This window comes from Kitasatospora sp. MBT66 (genome assembly GCF_000710405.2).
In the GTDB taxonomy this organism is placed as follows: Bacteria; Actinomycetota; Actinomycetes; order Streptomycetales; family Streptomycetaceae; genus Kitasatospora; species Kitasatospora purpeofusca.
The window spans coordinates 89,319-106,766 of sequence record NZ_JAIY01000006.1 but is presented as its reverse complement, the minus strand read 5'-3'; the positions used below and the strand labels follow the sequence as shown (position 1 = coordinate 106,766).

Here is a 17,448-nt window from a genome sequence, read left to right as displayed (position 1 = left end):
ACTTATCCATGTCATGCCCATGATGATCTTAGGCCCGGCCGACCGCTCCCTGCCCCGCCGGCGCTGACGCTCCGCCCGGCCTCAGCGCACCGGCCGCCCCCACCACCCCGCCACCCGCCCTGCCGAGGGAGTCCCCATGCCTCAAGAGCGCGCAGCGCGAGACATCTCCAGCGTCACCGATTTCCTGCTGTCCCGATTCGCCGAGCTGCTGAACATCCCCGCGCACACCGTCGACCGCCGCGCCCCGATGCACCGGTACGGCCTGGAGTCGGTGCAGTCGGTGGCCCTCGCCACCGCGCTCTCCGAGTTCCTCGGCCGGCGCGTCCCGGCCACCATGATGTGGCAGTACCCGACCGTCGACGGACTGGCCCGGGCGCTGGTCGAGGGCCCGCAGGAGGCCGGGCCCTCCGCCGCGCCCGCCGCCGGGCGCCGGGCCGCGCCGAACGAGCCGGTCGCCGTCGTGGGCATCGGCTGCCGCTTCCCCGGGGGCGCCGACCCGGCCGGGTTCTGGCAGTTGCTGGTCGAGGGCGGCGACGCCGTCGGACCGGTGCCGGCCGCGCGCCGGGCACTGCTGAACGACCGGGTGCGCTGGGGCGGGTTCATCGACGGCATCGACCAGTTCGATCCGCTGTTCTTCGGCATCTCGCCCCGCGAGGCCGTCCAGATGGACCCGCAGCAGCGGCTCGTCCTGGAGCTGTGCTGGGAGGCGCTGGAGGACGCGGGCATCGCCCCGCACAGCCTGGTCGGCAGCGACACCGGTGTGTTCATGGCCTCCTGCTGGGGCGACTACGCCGCACTGGCGCACTACCGGGGCCCCGATGCCCAGATCACCCCGCACACCGCGACCGGCATGCACGACGGCATCATCGCCAACCGCGTCTCCTACATCCTCGGCCTCCAGGGCCCGAGCATGGCCATCGACGCCGCCTGCGCCGGTTCGCTGGTCTCGGTGCACGTCGGCTGCCAGTCGATCCAACTGGGCGAGAGCGACCTGGTGCTGGCCGGCGGCGTGAACCTGAGCTTCGTCTCCGACTACTACACCGCGATGGACGCGATGGGGGCACTCGCCCCGGACGGCCGCTGCAAGTCCTTCGACGCCCGCGCCAACGGCTACGTCCGCGGCGAGGGCGCCGGGGTCGTGGTGCTGGCCCCGCTGAGCGTGGCGCTGGAGCGCGACCTGCCGGTGTACTGCCTGATCAAGGGCAGTTCCTCGAACAACGACGGTCTGAGCAACGGCATGACGGCGCCGAACCCGCAGGCGCAGGAGAAGATGCTCCGCACCGCGTACCGGCGGGCCGGCATCGACCCGCACCTCGTGGACTACATCGAGGCCCACGGCTCGGCGACGCCGCTCGGCGACCCGATCGAGGCCAACGCGATCGGCGCCGTGCTGGGCGGCGCCGACCGCGCGGAGCCGCTGCGGCTCGGCTCGGTGAAGTCCAACGTCGGGCACCTGGAGGCGGCGGCCGGCATCGTCGGCCTGGTCAAGCTCGCGATGTCGATGCGCAACGGCGTGCTGCCGCCGAGCCTGCACTACAGCGCGCCGAACCCGCAGATCATGTTCGACGAGTACAACCTCACCGTCCAGGACCGGCTGACGCCGTGGCCGCGGCGCTCCGACGCCCGCCGGGGCGGGGTCAGCTCGTTCGGCTTCGGTGGCGCGATCTGCCATGTCGCGGTGGAGGAACTGCCGCGCCCGGACGCCTCGTTGCTTCTCCTGGCGGCGGACTCCCGGGAGGAGCTGGCCGAGCGGGCGCTCGCCCTGCGGGACGGGACCGACCTGCGCGAGCTCTGTCGCCGCGCGCCGGGCGAGGGCCCGTTCCGGCTCGCGGCGACCGCCCGCGACATGTCCGAACTCCGCTCCCAGCTGGACGCCTTCGCGAACGGTGCGCCCGCCGCCGGGCTGAGCACGGGGGAACCGGCCGGGAGGGAGACCGGGGAGGGTGTCGGGCAGCGGCCCCGGGTGGCGTTCCTGTTCTCCGGCAACGGCTCGCAGTGGGTCGGCATGGGCCGCCAACTCCTCGCCGGAATGCCGGTGTTCCGCCGCTCGATGATGAGGTCCGACCGGCGGATGCGGGAGCTGCTGGGCTTCTCCCCGGTCGAGCACCTGCTCTCCGCCGACGGCCGGCTGGACGACATGGACGTCTTCCAGCCCCTGCTGTTCTCGCTCCAGGTCGCGCTGGCCGAGGCCTGGCGCTCGCTGGGCGTGGAGCCGGACGTCGTCCTCGGCCAGAGCGTCGGCGAGTTCGCCGCCTCCTACGTCGCCGGCGCCCTGGACTACGACGACGCCTCCCTGCTCGCCGCCCACCACGGCCGACTGCTACAGCAGTTGGCCGTGGGCCGGGGCGAGGGCATCGTGGTGATGACGCCGGCCGACGAGGTACGGCCGTACCTGACCGGCGGGCTCACCCTCTCCGGCTATAACGGCCTCAACTCCACACTGGTGACCGGCACTCCGCAGGAGATCGACGAACTCGTCCGACGGCTGACCGAGGCCGACGTCACCAACCACCGGGTGCGGATGGGCCACGCCCCGCACTCGCCGCTGGTCGACCAGGTGCTCGCCCCGCTGAAGGCGGAACTCGCCGGCATCCGGCCCCGCACCGCCCGCGTCCCGATGATCTCGACGGTCACCGGCGAACACGTCGACGGGGCGGAGCTCGGGCCGGACTACTGGGCGGCCAACCTGCGCCAGGAGATCCTGGTGGTGGACGCGCTGCTGAAGCTGCGCGAGCACCGCGTCGACGCGGTGCTCGAACTCGGCCCGCACCCGCTGCTTCTCAAGTCGGCGTCCGAGATCCTGCCCGCGACCACGCTGCCCTCGATGCGCCGGGGCGCCGACGAGGCGGCGACCCTGCTCGGCTCGCTCGGCGCCCTGTACACCGCCGGACTCCCGGTCGCGGCCCATCCGTTCCTCGCCGGCGACCGGGGGCGGCACGTCGCACCGGGCCGGGGCGGGGCCGCGGCCACGGGCACGAGCACGACCGATGGGGACGTCCACCTCGTCACCGTCTCGGCCCGGACGGCGGGCGCGCTGACCGACACCTGCCGCGAACTCTCCAGCCACGTCGAGCGGAACACCGCCCTGCGGGTCTCCGACCTCGCCTACACCCTCGCCGCCCGGCGCAGCCACCACAACCACCGGATCGCGCTGCTCGCCCGCTCCCGCCAGGACGTCCTGGACGGACTCGCCCGGGTCGCCGCCGGGCAGCCGCACCCCGACCTCCTCACCGGCACCGTCTCCGGCGGCGCCGACCGCCGGGTGGCGCTGGTGTTCTCCGGCGGGGGCACCCAGTGGGTCGGCATGGGCCGCGAACTGCTGCGCTCCCACGCCGGGTTCCGTACCTGGATGCGGGCCTGCGACGACGCCGTGCGCGCGGCCGGCGGCGCCTCGGTGCTCGACCTGCTGGCCGCCCCGGCCGAGTCGGCCAGGTACGAGGAGATGGACTTCCAGCAGCCGGTGCTGTTCGCCCTCCAGGTCTCGCTGGCGCAGGTCTGGATCGGGCTCGGCATCCGGCCGGCGGCCGTGGTCGGGCACAGCCTGGGCGAGGTCGCGGCCGCCTGCGTCGCCGGAGCGCTGTCGCTGGAGGACGCCGCCCGGGTGGTGGTCGCCCGCTCGCACCTGCTGGAGCGCGAGGCCGCCGCGGGCGCGATGATCTCGGTCGACCTGCCGGAGGAGGAGCTGCTGCCCCGGCTCGCCCCGTACGCCGCGCACGCGGCGGTCGCGGTGGTCAACAGCCCCACCAGCGCGGCGGTCTCGGGCTCGCCCGAGGCCGTGGACGCGCTGGAGGCGGAGCTGAGGCGGGACGGGGTCTCGGTGCGCCGGATCCGGGTCGAGCGGCCGGTGCACAGCCCCGGCATGGACCCGCTGATCGCACCGCTGCGGAAGCGCATCGACGGCATCACCCCGCTGGCCCCCGAACTCGACTTCCACTCGACGGCCCTGGCGGGCGCGGTGAACCCGGTCGCCGACGTCGACTACTGGGTGCACAACCTGCGCAACCAGGTCCGGTTCGCCGAGACGATCGGCGCGCTGGTCGACCAGGGGGTCGGCACCTTCGTCGAGATCGGCCCGCACGAGACGCTGCGCGGCGCGGTCGAGGAGATCGCGCTCACCCGGGGCGCCCAGGTGCACGCGGTCAACTCCCTGCGGCGGGAGGAGAGCGACGTCCGCTGCCTGCTGGGCGCCGCCGCCTCGCTGTACGTCCGGGGCGTCCCGCTGACCTTCGACCCGCTGTTCGCCGACGACGTCGAGGTGGTGGAGACGCCGCTCGTCCAGTGGCAGAAGGACCGGTACTGGATCGACACCGAGTCCCACCGCGCGCCCGCGTCGCTCCCGGGCGCCGGCGGGCCCGCGGCCGTCATCGCGAGCACGGGCGCGGTCGAAACAGCACCGGTACGCGAGGCGGCCCCGGTACCCGCACCGGAACCCGCCGCCGCGACCCGGCCGGTGGACGAGGTGGTGCTGGCCGAGCTGGCCGACGCGCTGGGTGTGCCGGTGAGCCGGTTCGATGCGGACGCCGGGCTGCGGGACTTCGGCCTGGACTCGATGCTGGCGATCCGCCTGGTCAACCGGATGCAGTCGCTGTTCGGGCACCGGGTGTCGCCGGTGGTCTTCCTCGACGGCCGCTCGATCGCCGAGGTGGTCGCCCACTTCGTCGGGATCGTCGGCGGCGCACCCGCACCGGCAGCAGCCTCCCCTGCCACCCCCGCCCCGGCAGCAGCCGCCCCCGCACAGGTCCCGGTACCGGTACCGGTACCGGCACCGGCACCGGCACCGGCACCGGCACCCGAGCCGTCCTTCCTCGACGACCTGTCCGAACTCGACGCCGAGGAGCTGGTCGAGGAACTCGACGCCCGCGGCCTGCTGGAGGCCACCGACGCGCCGGCCCTGGAGCAGTTGCGCGCCGACGGCCTCGGCCTCACCCTCGCGCCGGCCTCGCACGGCCAGGCCTCGCTGTGGTTCATGCAGATGGTCGCGCCGGACGCCGTGCCCTACAACTTCATGGTGACCGCCCGGATCCGGACCTCGGTCGACGAGGAGGCGCTGGAGCGCGCCGTCCGGGCCGTGCTGGACCGCCACCCCGCCCTGCGCACCCTCTTCGTGGAGGCGGGCGGCAGCCCGTACCAGGTCGTCCTGGACGAACCGGTGTACGAGTTCGTGGTGGCGGACACCTCCGGACTGGACGACGAGCAGGCCCGCGAGGAGCTGGCCCGGCACGGGCACCGGCCGCTGGACCTGGACTACGGACCGCTGGTGCGGGTCGTCCTGCTGCGGCGCGGCCCAGCGGACCACTACCTGCTGGTGCTGGTCCACCACATCGCCTCGGACGCGGCCTCGGCGGACGTCATGATCCGCGAGATCCAGGAGTTCTACCAGGGCGCCGACCCGGCCGGCCGGACGCCCGCCGCCCCGTACACGGAGTTCGTCACCCGGGAGCGGCAGTGGCTGGCCGGTCCGGGCGCGGACGCGGCCCTGGACTGGTGGTCGGCGAAACTGGCCGACCCGCCGGCCCGGCTGGACTTCTCCGACAAGGAACGGCCGCCGGGCGTCACCTACGAGGGCCGCGACCTCGCCTTCCGCTGGAGCGCCGAGGAGACCCGTCTGCTGCGGGAGTTCGCGCTGCGCGAGGGCGTCTCGGTCAGCACGGTCGTCCTGGCCGGGTTCTTCGCCACGCTCAACCGGGCGGTCGGGACGGAGGATTCGGTGCTGGCCACCGCGATCGCCCAACGCTCCGAGCCCGGTTGGGAGTCCGCCGTCGGCTACTACCTCAACACGGTACTGGTCCGGGCGAACCCCTCCGCCGGCCGCAGCTTCCGCGAACTGCTGCGCGAGGTGCACGCGTTCTCGCTCGGCCTGCTGGAGCACATGAACTACCCCCTGGACCTGCTGGCGGCCCAGCTCAAGCCGCCGCGCGCCGAGGGCCGCTCCCCGTGGTTCGACGTGGTGGTCAACTGGCTCTCCTCGGACGCGTTCCCGCGTTCGGTGAAGCTCTTCCACGGCGTCGGCGACACGATCGCCCCGGACGGCGCGCTCCCGCTCGAACCGCTCCAGGTGCGCAGGCACCTCGCCAAGTTCGACCTGGAGATCTCGATGGCCGACATCGACGGCGAGGTGGCGGGCCACGTCCAGTTCAAACCGAGCTACCTGGAAAGGCGGACCGTGACGGACCTGCTCGCGCTCTACCGCACTGTGCTCTTCGACTCGATCGATCGACCCGACCTGGCCCTCGGCGACCTCGCCCCGGGCGGCCTCCCGGAGGAGACGGACCGGTGACCGAAACCCTGCACTCCGAGTTTGTCGCGCAAGCGGTCAAGAACCCCGACGCGACCGCCGTCCACTCCGACACCGGAGTCCTGACGTACGGCGAACTCAACCAGCGTTCGCTGGAGTTGGCCGAGCGACTGGTGGCCGACGGCGCCGGTCCCGGCGTCCCGGTCGGCATCTGCGTCGAGCGCACCCCGGATCTGCTGGTGGCGATCCTGGCGGTCCTGCGGTCCGGCTCCTGCTATCTGCCGCTGGACCCGAACTACCCGGCCGAGCGGCTGGCGTTCATGGTCCGGGACAGCGGCACCCGACTGCTGCTGACCACCCCCGCGTCCCGGGCCGGCTGCCCGGCCGGGCCGACCGTGGTGGTGCTCGGGGAAAGCGTCACCACCGAGCCCGGTGAGGCACCCTCGGCCGTCGTGCCCGGGGACACCGCCTACATCATCTACACCTCCGGCTCCACCGGCACCCCCAAGGGCGTGGCGGTCCGGCACGCGGGCTGTGTGGCGATGCTCGCCGAGATGGACCGGGTCCTGGAGGGCTGCGACCTCAGCGGCATCGCGGCGGCCAGCTCGGTCTGCTTCGACATGTCGGTGATGGAGATCTTCAACGCGCTCTGCCGGGGCGGCTCCCTCGTCCTGGTCGAGAGCGCCGTGCACCTGGCGGAGAGCCGCCACGCCGACCGGATCACCCATCTGAACATGGTCCCCTCGGTCATGAACGGACTGCTCGACGCGGGGGCGCTGCCCCCGAACGTGCGCTCCGTCGTGTTCGGCGGCGAGGCGCTGCGCCGCAAGCTGGTGGACCGGACGTACCAGGAGACCGGCGTCCAACGGGTGTTCAATGCGTACGGCCCCACCGAGGGGACGGTGTTCTGCTCGTTCGGGCCGGTGCCCGCCGAGGGGACGGACGAGCCGACCATCGGCCCGCCGACGAGCACGGCCCGGGTGTACGTGCTGGACCAGGACCTGCGGCGGCTCCCGACCGGGGAGGCCGGCGAGCTGTTCCTCGGCGGCGTCGGCCTCGCGCACGGCTACGTCAACCGGCCGCGCACCACGGCGGAGCGCTTCCTGCCGGACCCGTTCCTGCCCGGCGAGCGGATGTACCGCACCGGGGACCTGGTCAGGTTCACCGAGGACGGCGAGCTGCGCTTCCTCGGCCGCACCGACCACCAGGTCAAGCTGCGCGGCTACCGGATCGAGCTGGAGGAGGTCGAGGCCCGGCTGACCGGCTGCCCCGAGGTCCGCGAGGCCGCCGTCGTCGTCCGGGGCAACCGGCTGGTCGGCTACGTCGTGCCGACCGGCAACGCTCCGGAGCAGGACGCCGCGACGCCGGCCGGCCCCCGGCTGGACGCCGCGCTGCAGAGCGCCGTCACCGCCCGCCTCGCCGCCGGACTGCCCGACTACATGGTGCCCGCGACGGTCGTGGTCCTGCCCGCCCTGCCGCTGGGCCCCGGCGGGAAGCTCGACCGCGGCGCGCTCCCCGAGCCGCCCGCGCCGGCCGCCGGCGCCGACGGGCCGCGGACGGCGCCGAGCACGCCGACCGAGACCGCCCTCGCGGAGATCTGGGGCGAACTGCTGGACCTCGACCCGGCGGGCATCGACGTGCAGGCCGCCTTCTACGACCTGGGCGGGGACTCGCTGCTGCTGGTCCGCCTGGCCCGGCTGATGACCCGGCGCTTCGACCGCCGGGTCCGGGTGCCCGACCTGTTCAGCTTCCGCGACATCGCCTCCCTCGGGCGCTGGCTCGACGACGACAGCGGCGCCACCCCCGAGATCGTGCAGTCGGCCCGCCAGCGCGCCGACGCCCGCCGGGCCGCACTGCGCGGCCGGGGCAACACCGGCCGCTGAACCGCACCGGACAGCGAACCGCACCGGACAGCGACAAGCACCGCGCACCGCACCGAACCGCACCGCCCGCCGAGTCACCACCCTCGACCGAAGCAGGAGCGTTCCCCATGACCGACAGCCCGGAGCAGGACTACGACCCGGGTGACGTGGCCATCATCGGCATGTCGCTGCGGGCCCCCGGAGCCCGCACCAAGGAGGAGTTCTGGGACAACCTCGTCCACGGCCGGGAGTCCGTCTCCTTCCTGGCCAAGGACGACATCCATGTCGACGAGACCCTGATCCACAGCCCGTTCTACGTACGGGCCTGCGGCGTGCTCGACACCTACGACCAGTTCGACCCCTCGGTGTTCGGCATCAGCGACCGGATGGCCGCCGCGATGACCCCGGAGAACCGGCTCTACCTGGAGAGCGCCTGGGAGGCGCTGGAGGACGGCGGCTACGACCCGGACCGGCTCACCGCCGAGGTCGGCATGTACGGCGCCAACAACCCGCAGACCGCCGCGCTCTACAGCTCCCCGCCGGACCGGGTGTCGGTCGGGCCGGAGGCGATCGAGGCCAGCCTCGCCTGGTCGCCGGACACCATGACCTCCAACGCGCTGTACTACATGGGCCTCACCGGCGAGGCCGTCACGGTCGCCGCGGTCTGCGCCGGCTTCCACTACGCGGTGCACCTGGCCTGCCAGTCGCTGCTGCTCGGCCAGACGGACCTGGCGATCGCCGGCGGCTCGATGGTCCGGCTGCCGCACCCCCGCGGCCACCTGTGGGAGGAGAACCGCGTCCTGTCGAGGGACGGCCACTGCCGGCCCTTCGACGCCAACGGCACCGGCACCGCGCTGTCCAGCGGTGTCGTCACCCTGCTGCTGAAGCCGCTGGGCCGGGCCGTCGCCGACCGCGACCACGTCTACGCGGTGGTGAAGGGCTCCTCGGTCAACAACAACGGTGTCAGCGCGATGGCGTACGGCCTGGCCCAGCCCGAGCGGCTGAGCGCCTGCATCGCCAACGCGATGCAGGTCGGCGGCGTCGACCCGGAGACGGTGTCCATGTACGAGGCCAACGGCCTGGGCCTGCCGATGACCGACGAGCTGGAGGTGCACGCGGCGGGCATGGCCTTCGGCAAGCAGACCGGGACCACCTCGATCGGCGGCGTCAAGGGCAACGTGGGCCACGGCGGCGTGGTGTCGGGCGGCTTCGGCGCGATGAAGGCCGCGCTGGCGCTCTACCACCGGACGCTCCCGGCCACCATCAACCTGACCGAGGTCAACCCGGACCTCGACTTCCCCAGCACCCCGTTCGTACCGCAGCTGGAGACGGCCGCCTGGGACCCGGAGGCCGGCATCCGCCGCGCCGGCATCACCTCGATCGGCGGTGGCGGCTACAACGCCCACCTGCTGCTGGAGGAGGCTCCCGAGGCCGCCCGGCGCGAGCCCGAGTCGGCCGGCCGCCCGCGACTGGCCACCCTGTCCGCCCTGGACGACGAGGCGCTCGCCCGGCAGCGCGAACGGCTGCTGGCCCGGCTGGAGGCCGACCCGGAACTCCGGCTGGACGACGTCTGCTTCAGCCTCAACCTCGGCCGCAAGGTGATGGCCCGGCGCTGGGCGGCGGTGGTACGCAGCCGCGAGGAGCTGATCGCGGCCCTGTCCGGGGACGCCGCCGGCACGACGGTCGCCTCGACGGCCGCCGCCCCGCCGTCCGACCCGGGCGCCTTCGGCCGCACCGACCACGGTCTGGTGCCGGCCGGCGGCGACGCGGGGGCACTGGCCGCGCTGGCGGACGCCTGGGTGGGCGGCAGCCAGGTGGACTTCGGTGCCCTGCACCGGGGGGAGTCCGGGCGCCGGGTGCCGCTGCCCACCTACCCGTTCCGGCCCCGCCGGTTCTGGCGCACGGACTGGTGAGCATGAGCACACCGACCCCCGCACCCGCACCGGCCACCGCGGATCCGGCCGGCGTGGACCTGGCCAACATGGACCCGGCCTCCGTGGACCTGGGCGACCCGGCGACCTTCGCCGACCGCGCTCTCGACCTCGACGGGTACTGGCGCGCCCTGCGCGACCGCGCGCCACTGCACTGGAACCCGCCGGTCGACGGCCGGCGCGGGTTCTGGGTGCTGACCCGCCACGAGGACATCATCGCCACCTACCGCGACAACGTGAACTTCACCTCGGAGCGTGGCAATGTGCTCGTCACCCTGCTGGAGGGCGGCGACGCGGCGGCCGGGCGGATGCTGGCCGTCACCGACGGGCACCGGCACCACGAACTGCGCAAGATCCTGCAGCGGGTGCTCTCGCCGCGGGTGCTCGACGAGGTCGCGCGCACGGTCCGGACCAACACCCGGCTGTGGATCCGGGAGGCGGTCGAGGCCGGCACCTGCGAGTTCGCCGAGGAGATCGCGAGCCGGATCCCGATGACCACCATCTCCAGCCTGCTCGGAGTACCCGAGGAGGACCGGGACTACCTGCTGAGCCTGACCAAGGCGGCGCTCTCGGCGGACGGCGAGGACGTCGACGAGGTCGACTCCGAGATGGCCCGCAACGAGATCCTGATGTACTTCATGGACGTCGTCGAGGAGCGCCGCGAGTCGCCGGGCGAGGACGTGATCAGCATGCTGATCGCCAGTTCCATCGACGGGGTGCCGCTGTCCGACGAGGACGTGGTGCTCAACTGCTACAGCCTGATCATCGGCGGCGACGAGACCAGCCGGCTGACGATGATCGACTGCCTCCACACCCTGGCGGCCCGGCCCGACGAGTGGCGGCGGTTCAAGCACGGCGAGGTCGAGGTCGGGACGGCGGTGGACGAGGTGCTGCGCTGGGCCTCGCCCACCATGCACTTCGGGCGCAGCGTCGAGCGGGAGACCGAACTGCACGGCGTCCGGCTGCGGCCGGGCGAGATCGTCACCCTCTGGCACGCCTCCGGGAACCGGGACGAGCGGGTCTTCGACCGGCCCGGGGAGTTCGACCTCGGCCGCGCGCCGAACAAGCACATGGCCTTCGGCTACGGTCCGCACTTCTGTGTCGGCTCGTACCTGGCCAAGGTGGAGATCGCCGAACTGCTCAACGCCCTGAGGGACTTCACCACCGGCTTCGAGCAGACCGAGGAGGCGCAGCGGATCCGGTCGAACTTCCTGACCGGGTTCTCCACGATGCCGGTGCGGTTCACCCCCGACCCCTCCGGACTGAAGGCCGCCGACAGCTGACGCCGGCCACCATCCGATCAGTGAGCGCAGGAGTGCGGATGAACATCTACATGTCAGGTCAGGGGGCGTTCGCGGTCCAGGTCGCGGAGGCCCTGCTGGACGAGGGGCACAAGATCGTCGGCGCGGCCGCCCCCCGGCTCCGCAAGGGGAAGTCCGACGAGGGCGACGCGATGTCCTGGGACCGGCTGCGCTCCTGGGCGTACCACCGGGACGTCCCGTGGACGGATTCGGCAGAACTGCGGGCGATGCACATCCCGGACGGGGTGGACATCATCCTCGCCGCGCACTCGCACGCCTTCCTCGGCCGCCGGACCCGGGCCAGGGCGGCGGTCGCGACCATCGGCTACCACCCGAGCCTGCTGCCGCTGCACCGGGGCCGGGACGCGATCCGGTGGACGGTGCGGGACGGCGACAAGGTGACCGGCGGCAGCGTCTACCACCTCACCGAGCGCACGGACGGCGGGCCGCTCGCGGCCCAGGAGCACCTGCTGGTGCCGCCGGGCTCGACCCCGCAGACCCTGTGGCGGGACCATCTGGCGCCGCTCGGGGTGCGGCTGCTGCTGAAGGTGGTCGCCGACCTGGCCGCGAACCGGCGGATCGAGGTGCCCCAGGACGAGCGGCTGGCGACCTGGGAGCCCGCGATGGACGCGCCGCCGCTGTTCAAGCCGGAGCTCATCGCCCTGCCGGGCACCGACACGGTCCGGGTCGAGAGCGGCCGGTGGGCACTGCACGACCGCTGAGGCACGGCGGTCCGGGCGGCCCCGCGCACCGCTTGTCGTGCGCGGGGCCACCGGGCCGTTCCCCCGCCGAGCGGGGACCGGGCGGGTCTTAAAGGGTCGCCCACAGTTGGTATGTGACGTAGCATCTGCTGGTCACCGGGGCGCCCGCGCCTGGCCGGTCCGGGGCCTCACCCTCGGCACGAAAGCCCGATTCCCGCTATGCGCCCCTTCCCCGAACCCGACCCGGGCGAGCCCGCGCTCGGCTCCCCCGGCCGCTACCTGCTGTGGCTCGCGGCCGCCCACCGCGCCTCCGCGGTGCTCGCCGTCGGCTACGGCGTGCTCTGCACCCTGGCCCAGGCCTTCGTGCCCGCCGCGATCGGCCGCGGGATCGACCGGGGGCTCGTCGCCGGGGACCGGGGCGCGCTGGTGGCCTGGTGTGCCGTGGTGCTCGGCCTCGGCGTCGTCCAGGCCGTCACCGGCACCCTGCGCGACCGCTGCTCGGTGACCAACCGGTTCGGCGCCGCCTACCGCACCATGCAGCTCGTCACCCGCAGAACGGCCCAGCTGGGCGCGGAACTGCCCCGACGGGTCTCCGCCGGCACCGTCGTGAGTGTCGGCGCGACGGACATCACCCGGATCGGCGCCGCCCTGGAGAGCACCGCCCGCGGCGGCGGCGCCGTGGTGTCCGTCGCGGTCGTCGCCGGCGTCATGCTGACCGTCTCCTGGCAGCTCGGCCTGGTCGCCCTGGTCGGCGTACCGCTGTCGGCGGCGGCCGTCGCCGCGCTGATGCGGCTGCTGCACGCCAGGCAGCACGAACTGCGGAAGGAACAGGGCGCGCTGGCGGACCTCGCCGTGGACATCGTCGACGGCCTGCGGGTCCTGCGCGGCATCGGCGGCGAGCGGGTCTTCGCCGACCGGTACCGCGAGCGCTCGCAGCGGGTGCGCCACGAGGGCGTCCGGGTCGCGGGCGTGGAGTCGGGCGTGGCCGCCGGACGGCTGCTGCTGCCCGGACTCCTCGTCACCGTGATCGTGTGGCTCGGGGCCCACTTCGTCGGCACCGGCCGGATGAGCCCGGGGGCCCTGGTCGCCTTCTACGGCTACGCCGTCTTCCTCGCCGAGCAGTTGCGCCGCGCGACCTCCATGGTCGACCAGCTGACCAGGGCGTTCGTCGCGGCCCGGATGGTGACCGACCTCCTGGCGATGGAACCGGGGCTCGCTTCGGGCGACCGGGACCTCGACGCCGAGGCCGCGCGGGGGCCGCTGCGGGACCCCGGTTCGGGCCTGGAGATCCCACCGGGCCGGTTCGTCGCCGTGGCCTGCGACCGCCCGGACGACATGCTGCTGCTGGCCGACCGGCTCGGCCGGTACGTGGACTCCCCGGTCACCCTCGGCGGGACCCCACTGGCCGAGTTCCCGCTCGCCGAGGTGCGCCGCCGGATCCTGGTCGTGGACCACGACGCCCGGCTGTTCTCCGGCGGTCTCGGCAGCCAGCTCGATCCGCACGGGCGGGCGGGCGAAGGCGCGTTCGGCGGAGCAGGCTTGGGTGCCGACGGCGGTGCGGACGACCGGCTGCGGCGCGCGCTCGACACCGCCTCGGCCCACGATGTCGTCGAGGCGCTGCCCGAGGGCCTCGGCCAGGAGATATCCGGCGGCCGGGAGTTCTCCGGCGGCCAGCGGCAACGGCTGAACCTGGTCCGGGCCCTGACGGCGGACCCGGACACACTCGTCCTGGTCGAGCCGACCGGCGCGCTCGACGCCCACACCGAGGCCCGCATCGCCGAACGGCTGGGCGCCCATCGGCGCGGCCGCTCGACCGTGGTGTTCACGACCAGCCCGATCCTGCTCGACCGCGCCGACCACGTGGTCCTCGTCGCGGAGGGCACGGTCGTGGCCGAGGGCCGCCACGGCGAACTGCTCACCGACGCCCGCTACCGCGCCGTCGTCACCAGGGAGGTGACGACGGCATGAGCGCCCTGCCCGTCGCGACACCCCGCGAGGTGCGCGCGTACGCCAGGCGCCTCGCCCTCCGGCACCCGGGACAGCTCTCGTTCTCGCTGCTGCTGCACGCCCTCGCCACCGCGGCGGGGCTGGTCGCGCCGAAACTGCTCGGCGGACTGGTCGAGGACACGGGCCGGGGCGGCGGCGTGGACGGCGCCACCGGCACCGCGCTGACGATCGGCGCCGCCGTCGTGGCCCAGGCCGTCCTCACCCGCTTCGCGCTGCTCGCCTCGCTGCGGCTGAGCGAGAAGGTCCTCGCCCGGCTGCGCGAGGAGTTCGTCGACCGGGTGCTCGCCCTGCCCCTGGCCATGGTGGAGCGGGCCGGCCCCGGTGAGCTGATCACCAGGACCACCCGGGACATCGACGTCCTGACCGGCACCGTGCAACTCGCCGTCCCCGACACCCTGGTGGCGCTCGCCACGGTCGCGCTGACGCTGGGCGCGGTGGCCCTCACCGCGCCGGTGCTGGTCCTGCCGTGCCTGGTCGCCGTGCCCGTCCTGTGGCTGTCGACCAGCTGGTACCTGCGCCGGGCCCGGGCCGGCTACCTGCGGGCGAACGCCTCGTACGCCCGGCTCACCGGGGGCCTCGGCGAGACCGTCGACGGGGCGCGCACCGTGGACGCGCTGCGGCTGGCCGACCACCGCTTCGCCCGGGTCAACGAGGACATCGCCGAGTCCTACGCGGCCGAGCGCCGCACGCTGTACCTGCGCAGCGTCTACCTGCCGATCGCCGACACCGGTTATGTGCTGCCGGTGGTCGCCACCCTGCTGATCGGCGGCCTGCTGTACCTCGACGGCCGGGTCTCCCTGGCGGCCGTGACGGCGGCCACCCTGTACGTGCAGCAGATCATCGGCCCGGTGGACCGGCTGCTGTACTGGATGGACGAACTGCAGCTCGGCGGGGCCTCGCTGGCCCGGATCCTGGGCGTGCACGGGCCCGCTTCCGAGGCGGGCGGCGTGACCGCGTCGGGCGCGAGCAGCTCGGGCCGCCCGGGCGGTCCGGGCGATCCGGGCGCCGGGAAGGACATCGTCCTGAAGGGCGTGTCGCACGCCTACCGGGAGGGCCGGAACGTGCTGCACTCCGTCGATCTGACGGTCCGGGCCGGGGAGCGGATCGCGGTCGTCGGCCCGTCCGGCGCCGGGAAGAGCACGCTCGCCGGACTGCTGGCCGGACTCCACACCCCCACCGCCGGCTCCATCACCATCGGCGGCACCGCGACGGCGTCGTTCCCGGTGGCCGAACTCCGGCGCCAGGTCGCCCTGGTGACCCAGGAGCACCATGTCTTCCGCGGCACCCTGCGGGACAACCTGCTGATCGCCCGGCCGGACGCCGGGGACCACGAACTCGAACACGCGCTGAAGGCGGTCGACGCCTGGGACTGGGCCCGCGAACTGGGCCCGGACACCGAGGTGGGCTCGGGCGCAGCGCCGCTCTCGCTGATCCAGGCGCAGCAACTGGCCCTCGCCCGGCTGGTGCTGAGCGATCCGGTCGCCGTGGTCCTGGACGAGGCCACCTCCCTCCTCGACCCGCGCGCCGCACGGCAGTTGGAACGGGCGCTGGCCGCCGTGCTGGAGGGGCGCGCGGTCGTCGCCGTCGCCCACCGGCTGCACACCGCGCACGACGCCGACCGCGTCGTGGTGATGGAGGACGGCCGGATCACCGAGACCGGAAGCCACGAGCAACTGGTGCGGCAGGGCGGTCCGTACGCCCGGCTGTGGCGCTCCTGGCACGGCGACCGGACCGGCTGACCTCGCACAGCCGGGGAACGCGCGCCCCGGTCAGGCCGGGCGGGCCGCGGGCCGGTACCCCCAGGCGGTCAGCATGCCGGCCGCCAGCGCGGCGCAGTCCTCGGAGTCCAGGTAGCGGATCGCCTCGTCCACCGCCGCGTCGTCGACCAGGCCGGTGGCGATCATCGCGGCCCGGCTCCGCTCCCAGGTGTCCGCCCAGAACCGGCTGATCGGGCTGCCCGGCAGCAGCGGCGGTACGTGGATCTCGGCGCCGACCCGTTCGAGCCCCGCCGCGCGCAGCAGTTGCGGGTACGACGGCACCCGGGAGACATCGGTGCCGATGGTGGTGCGCAGCCCCTGCCACATCGCCCGCATCGCCGTGCTGTACGGGGTGCGGGGCACCCGGTCGCCGGTCAGGTCGACCGCGTCGCTGAGCACCAGCACCCCGCCCGGCTCGACGAGTCGGGCCAGCGCCCGGACCAGCCGCTCGCGGTCGGGCAGGTGCATCAGCACGAAGCGCGCGTGGACCAGCCGGAACCGGCCGGGGGCGAAGTCCGGGTCGGTGATGTCGGCCTCCCGCACCTCCAGCCCGGGCACGGCCCGCTCGGCGAGGAAGCGCACATCGCGGTCCACGGCCAGCACGTCCGCCACCCCGGCCTCGTCCAGCAGCCGGCGGGAGACCGTGCCGGTGCCGGCCCCGATGTCGAGGCAGCGCCACCCGGGGCCGACCCCGAGGGCGTGCAGCCGGGCCATGGTGACCTCGTCGTAGGCGAGGGCGCCGAAGTCGATCCGCTCGCCCTCGCCCGCCTGCTCCGGCCGGAACACCGCCTCGCCGTAGCGCCCTTCGCCCGGCCGGTCCCCCGTCATGAGTCCTCCCCCCGTGCGGAGGCTGGTGGCAGCGGTTCGTCGAAGAGTTCCACGGCAGGGCCTTTCGCTCACGGGACCGGCGGACCGGCCCTCCCGGCCGGCCACCCCGCCGATCCTCCCCCGTCACCGCTCCCCACCCCCGAGGCGCGCCGCACCGCCCGCTCCGCAACCACCCGCACCTCGCCCGACCTGCCCCGGCCCGACCCGCGGGCGGCCGGATCCCGCCCTTCGCAGAGCCGCACGCACGGAAAGCGCGTTCGGGGCAGCCACTCGCGAGTTCGAATCCTGGTCACCTGCCGGACGAGCCGTCCCGCACTCGGCCGTGGGTGGTACTCGGCAGGACCTTCGGGGACGACCGACCGGACGCTCGGGCGGCAGAACGCCGAGTCGCCCGCCCGGGAGACCGGGCGGGACGCCCGAACGGCGGCGGTCCGGCCGGAACTGGTCGTCGAGGTTGCCCTCGACGGCCTCCAGGGCAGCCCCGCTGCCCCGCCGGGCCTGCCGGGCCTGCCCTGCGGCTTGCCCGGGTGGTGCGCTGCCGGCCGGACCGGAGTGCCGCCGAGGCCGACACGGTGACCTCCGCAAGGGAGTTGGCCAGCACCGATGGCCTGTGAGGCCGTCCGCGCGGCCGGGTCCGCCGACCCGTCCGGCGAAGTACCGCGGGGAGAGACGCACTGCGCCGCGACGGGGGTTCACGCACAGGGGCCGAATCGGCCATTCTCGATCCGGCCACCGTGCCCCTCCGTGAACGGACCAGTGATGGCTAGGTTGACCGTGACAACGAGAGGCGGCCGCCGGGCAGTCGGCGCCGCCCTGGCGAAAGGTG

The 17,448-nt window shown here is 74.1% G+C and carries 8 protein-coding genes; 7 read left to right on the top strand and 1 reads right to left on the bottom strand.

Annotated features, from left to right (window positions below; translation table 11 throughout):
• Positions 1 to 136 precede the first annotated feature (136 nt).
• The 7 genes from BI06_RS13040 (at position 137) to BI06_RS13010 (ending at position 15,776) form a co-directional block, all read left to right on the top strand.
• The gene (locus tag BI06_RS13040; protein ID WP_043468167.1) at positions 137 to 6,277 is read left to right on the top strand and encodes a type I polyketide synthase; all 6,141 of its coding nucleotides are present in this window, start codon (positions 137 to 139) and stop codon (positions 6,275 to 6,277) included.
• On the top strand, positions 6,274 to 8,118 hold the full coding sequence (locus BI06_RS13035; protein ID WP_043468164.1) for an amino acid adenylation domain-containing protein: 1,845 nt from the start codon (positions 6,274 to 6,276) through the stop codon (positions 8,116 to 8,118). Before BI06_RS13040 ends, BI06_RS13035 begins: the two co-directional genes overlap by 4 nt.
• 107 nt (positions 8,119 to 8,225) lie before the next feature.
• Positions 8,226 to 10,010: a type I polyketide synthase gene (locus tag BI06_RS13030; protein WP_043468162.1), complete on the top strand. Its 1,785-nt coding sequence runs from the start codon at positions 8,226 to 8,228 to the stop codon at positions 10,008 to 10,010.
• 68 nt (positions 10,011 to 10,078) lie between these two features.
• On the top strand, positions 10,079 to 11,311 hold the full coding sequence (locus tag BI06_RS13025; protein ID WP_043469417.1) for a cytochrome P450: 1,233 nt from the start codon (positions 10,079 to 10,081) through the stop codon (positions 11,309 to 11,311).
• 20 nt (positions 11,312 to 11,331) lie between these two features.
• Positions 11,332 to 12,051, top strand: coding sequence for a formyltransferase family protein (locus BI06_RS13020; protein WP_233290134.1), 720 nt, complete (start codon positions 11,332 to 11,334; stop codon positions 12,049 to 12,051).
• A 198-nt stretch (positions 12,052 to 12,249) separates the two neighbouring features.
• Positions 12,250 to 13,998, top strand: a complete 1,749-nt coding sequence (locus BI06_RS13015) for an ABC transporter ATP-binding protein (RefSeq protein WP_030395623.1) — start codon at positions 12,250 to 12,252, stop codon at positions 13,996 to 13,998.
• Positions 13,995 to 15,776, top strand: a complete 1,782-nt coding sequence (locus BI06_RS13010) for an ABC transporter ATP-binding protein (protein ID WP_043468159.1) — start codon at positions 13,995 to 13,997, stop codon at positions 15,774 to 15,776. Before BI06_RS13015 ends, BI06_RS13010 begins: the two co-directional genes overlap by 4 nt.
• Positions 15,777 to 15,806: 30 nt before the next feature.
• Here BI06_RS13010 and BI06_RS13005 read toward each other — a convergent pair whose 3' ends face one another.
• Positions 15,807 to 16,622 carry a class I SAM-dependent methyltransferase gene (locus tag BI06_RS13005; RefSeq protein WP_043468156.1) on the bottom strand — a complete coding sequence of 272 codons (816 nt, stop codon included), beginning with the start codon at positions 16,620 to 16,622 and terminating at the stop codon, positions 15,807 to 15,809.
• Between the last annotated feature and the right edge of the window lie 826 nt (positions 16,623 to 17,448).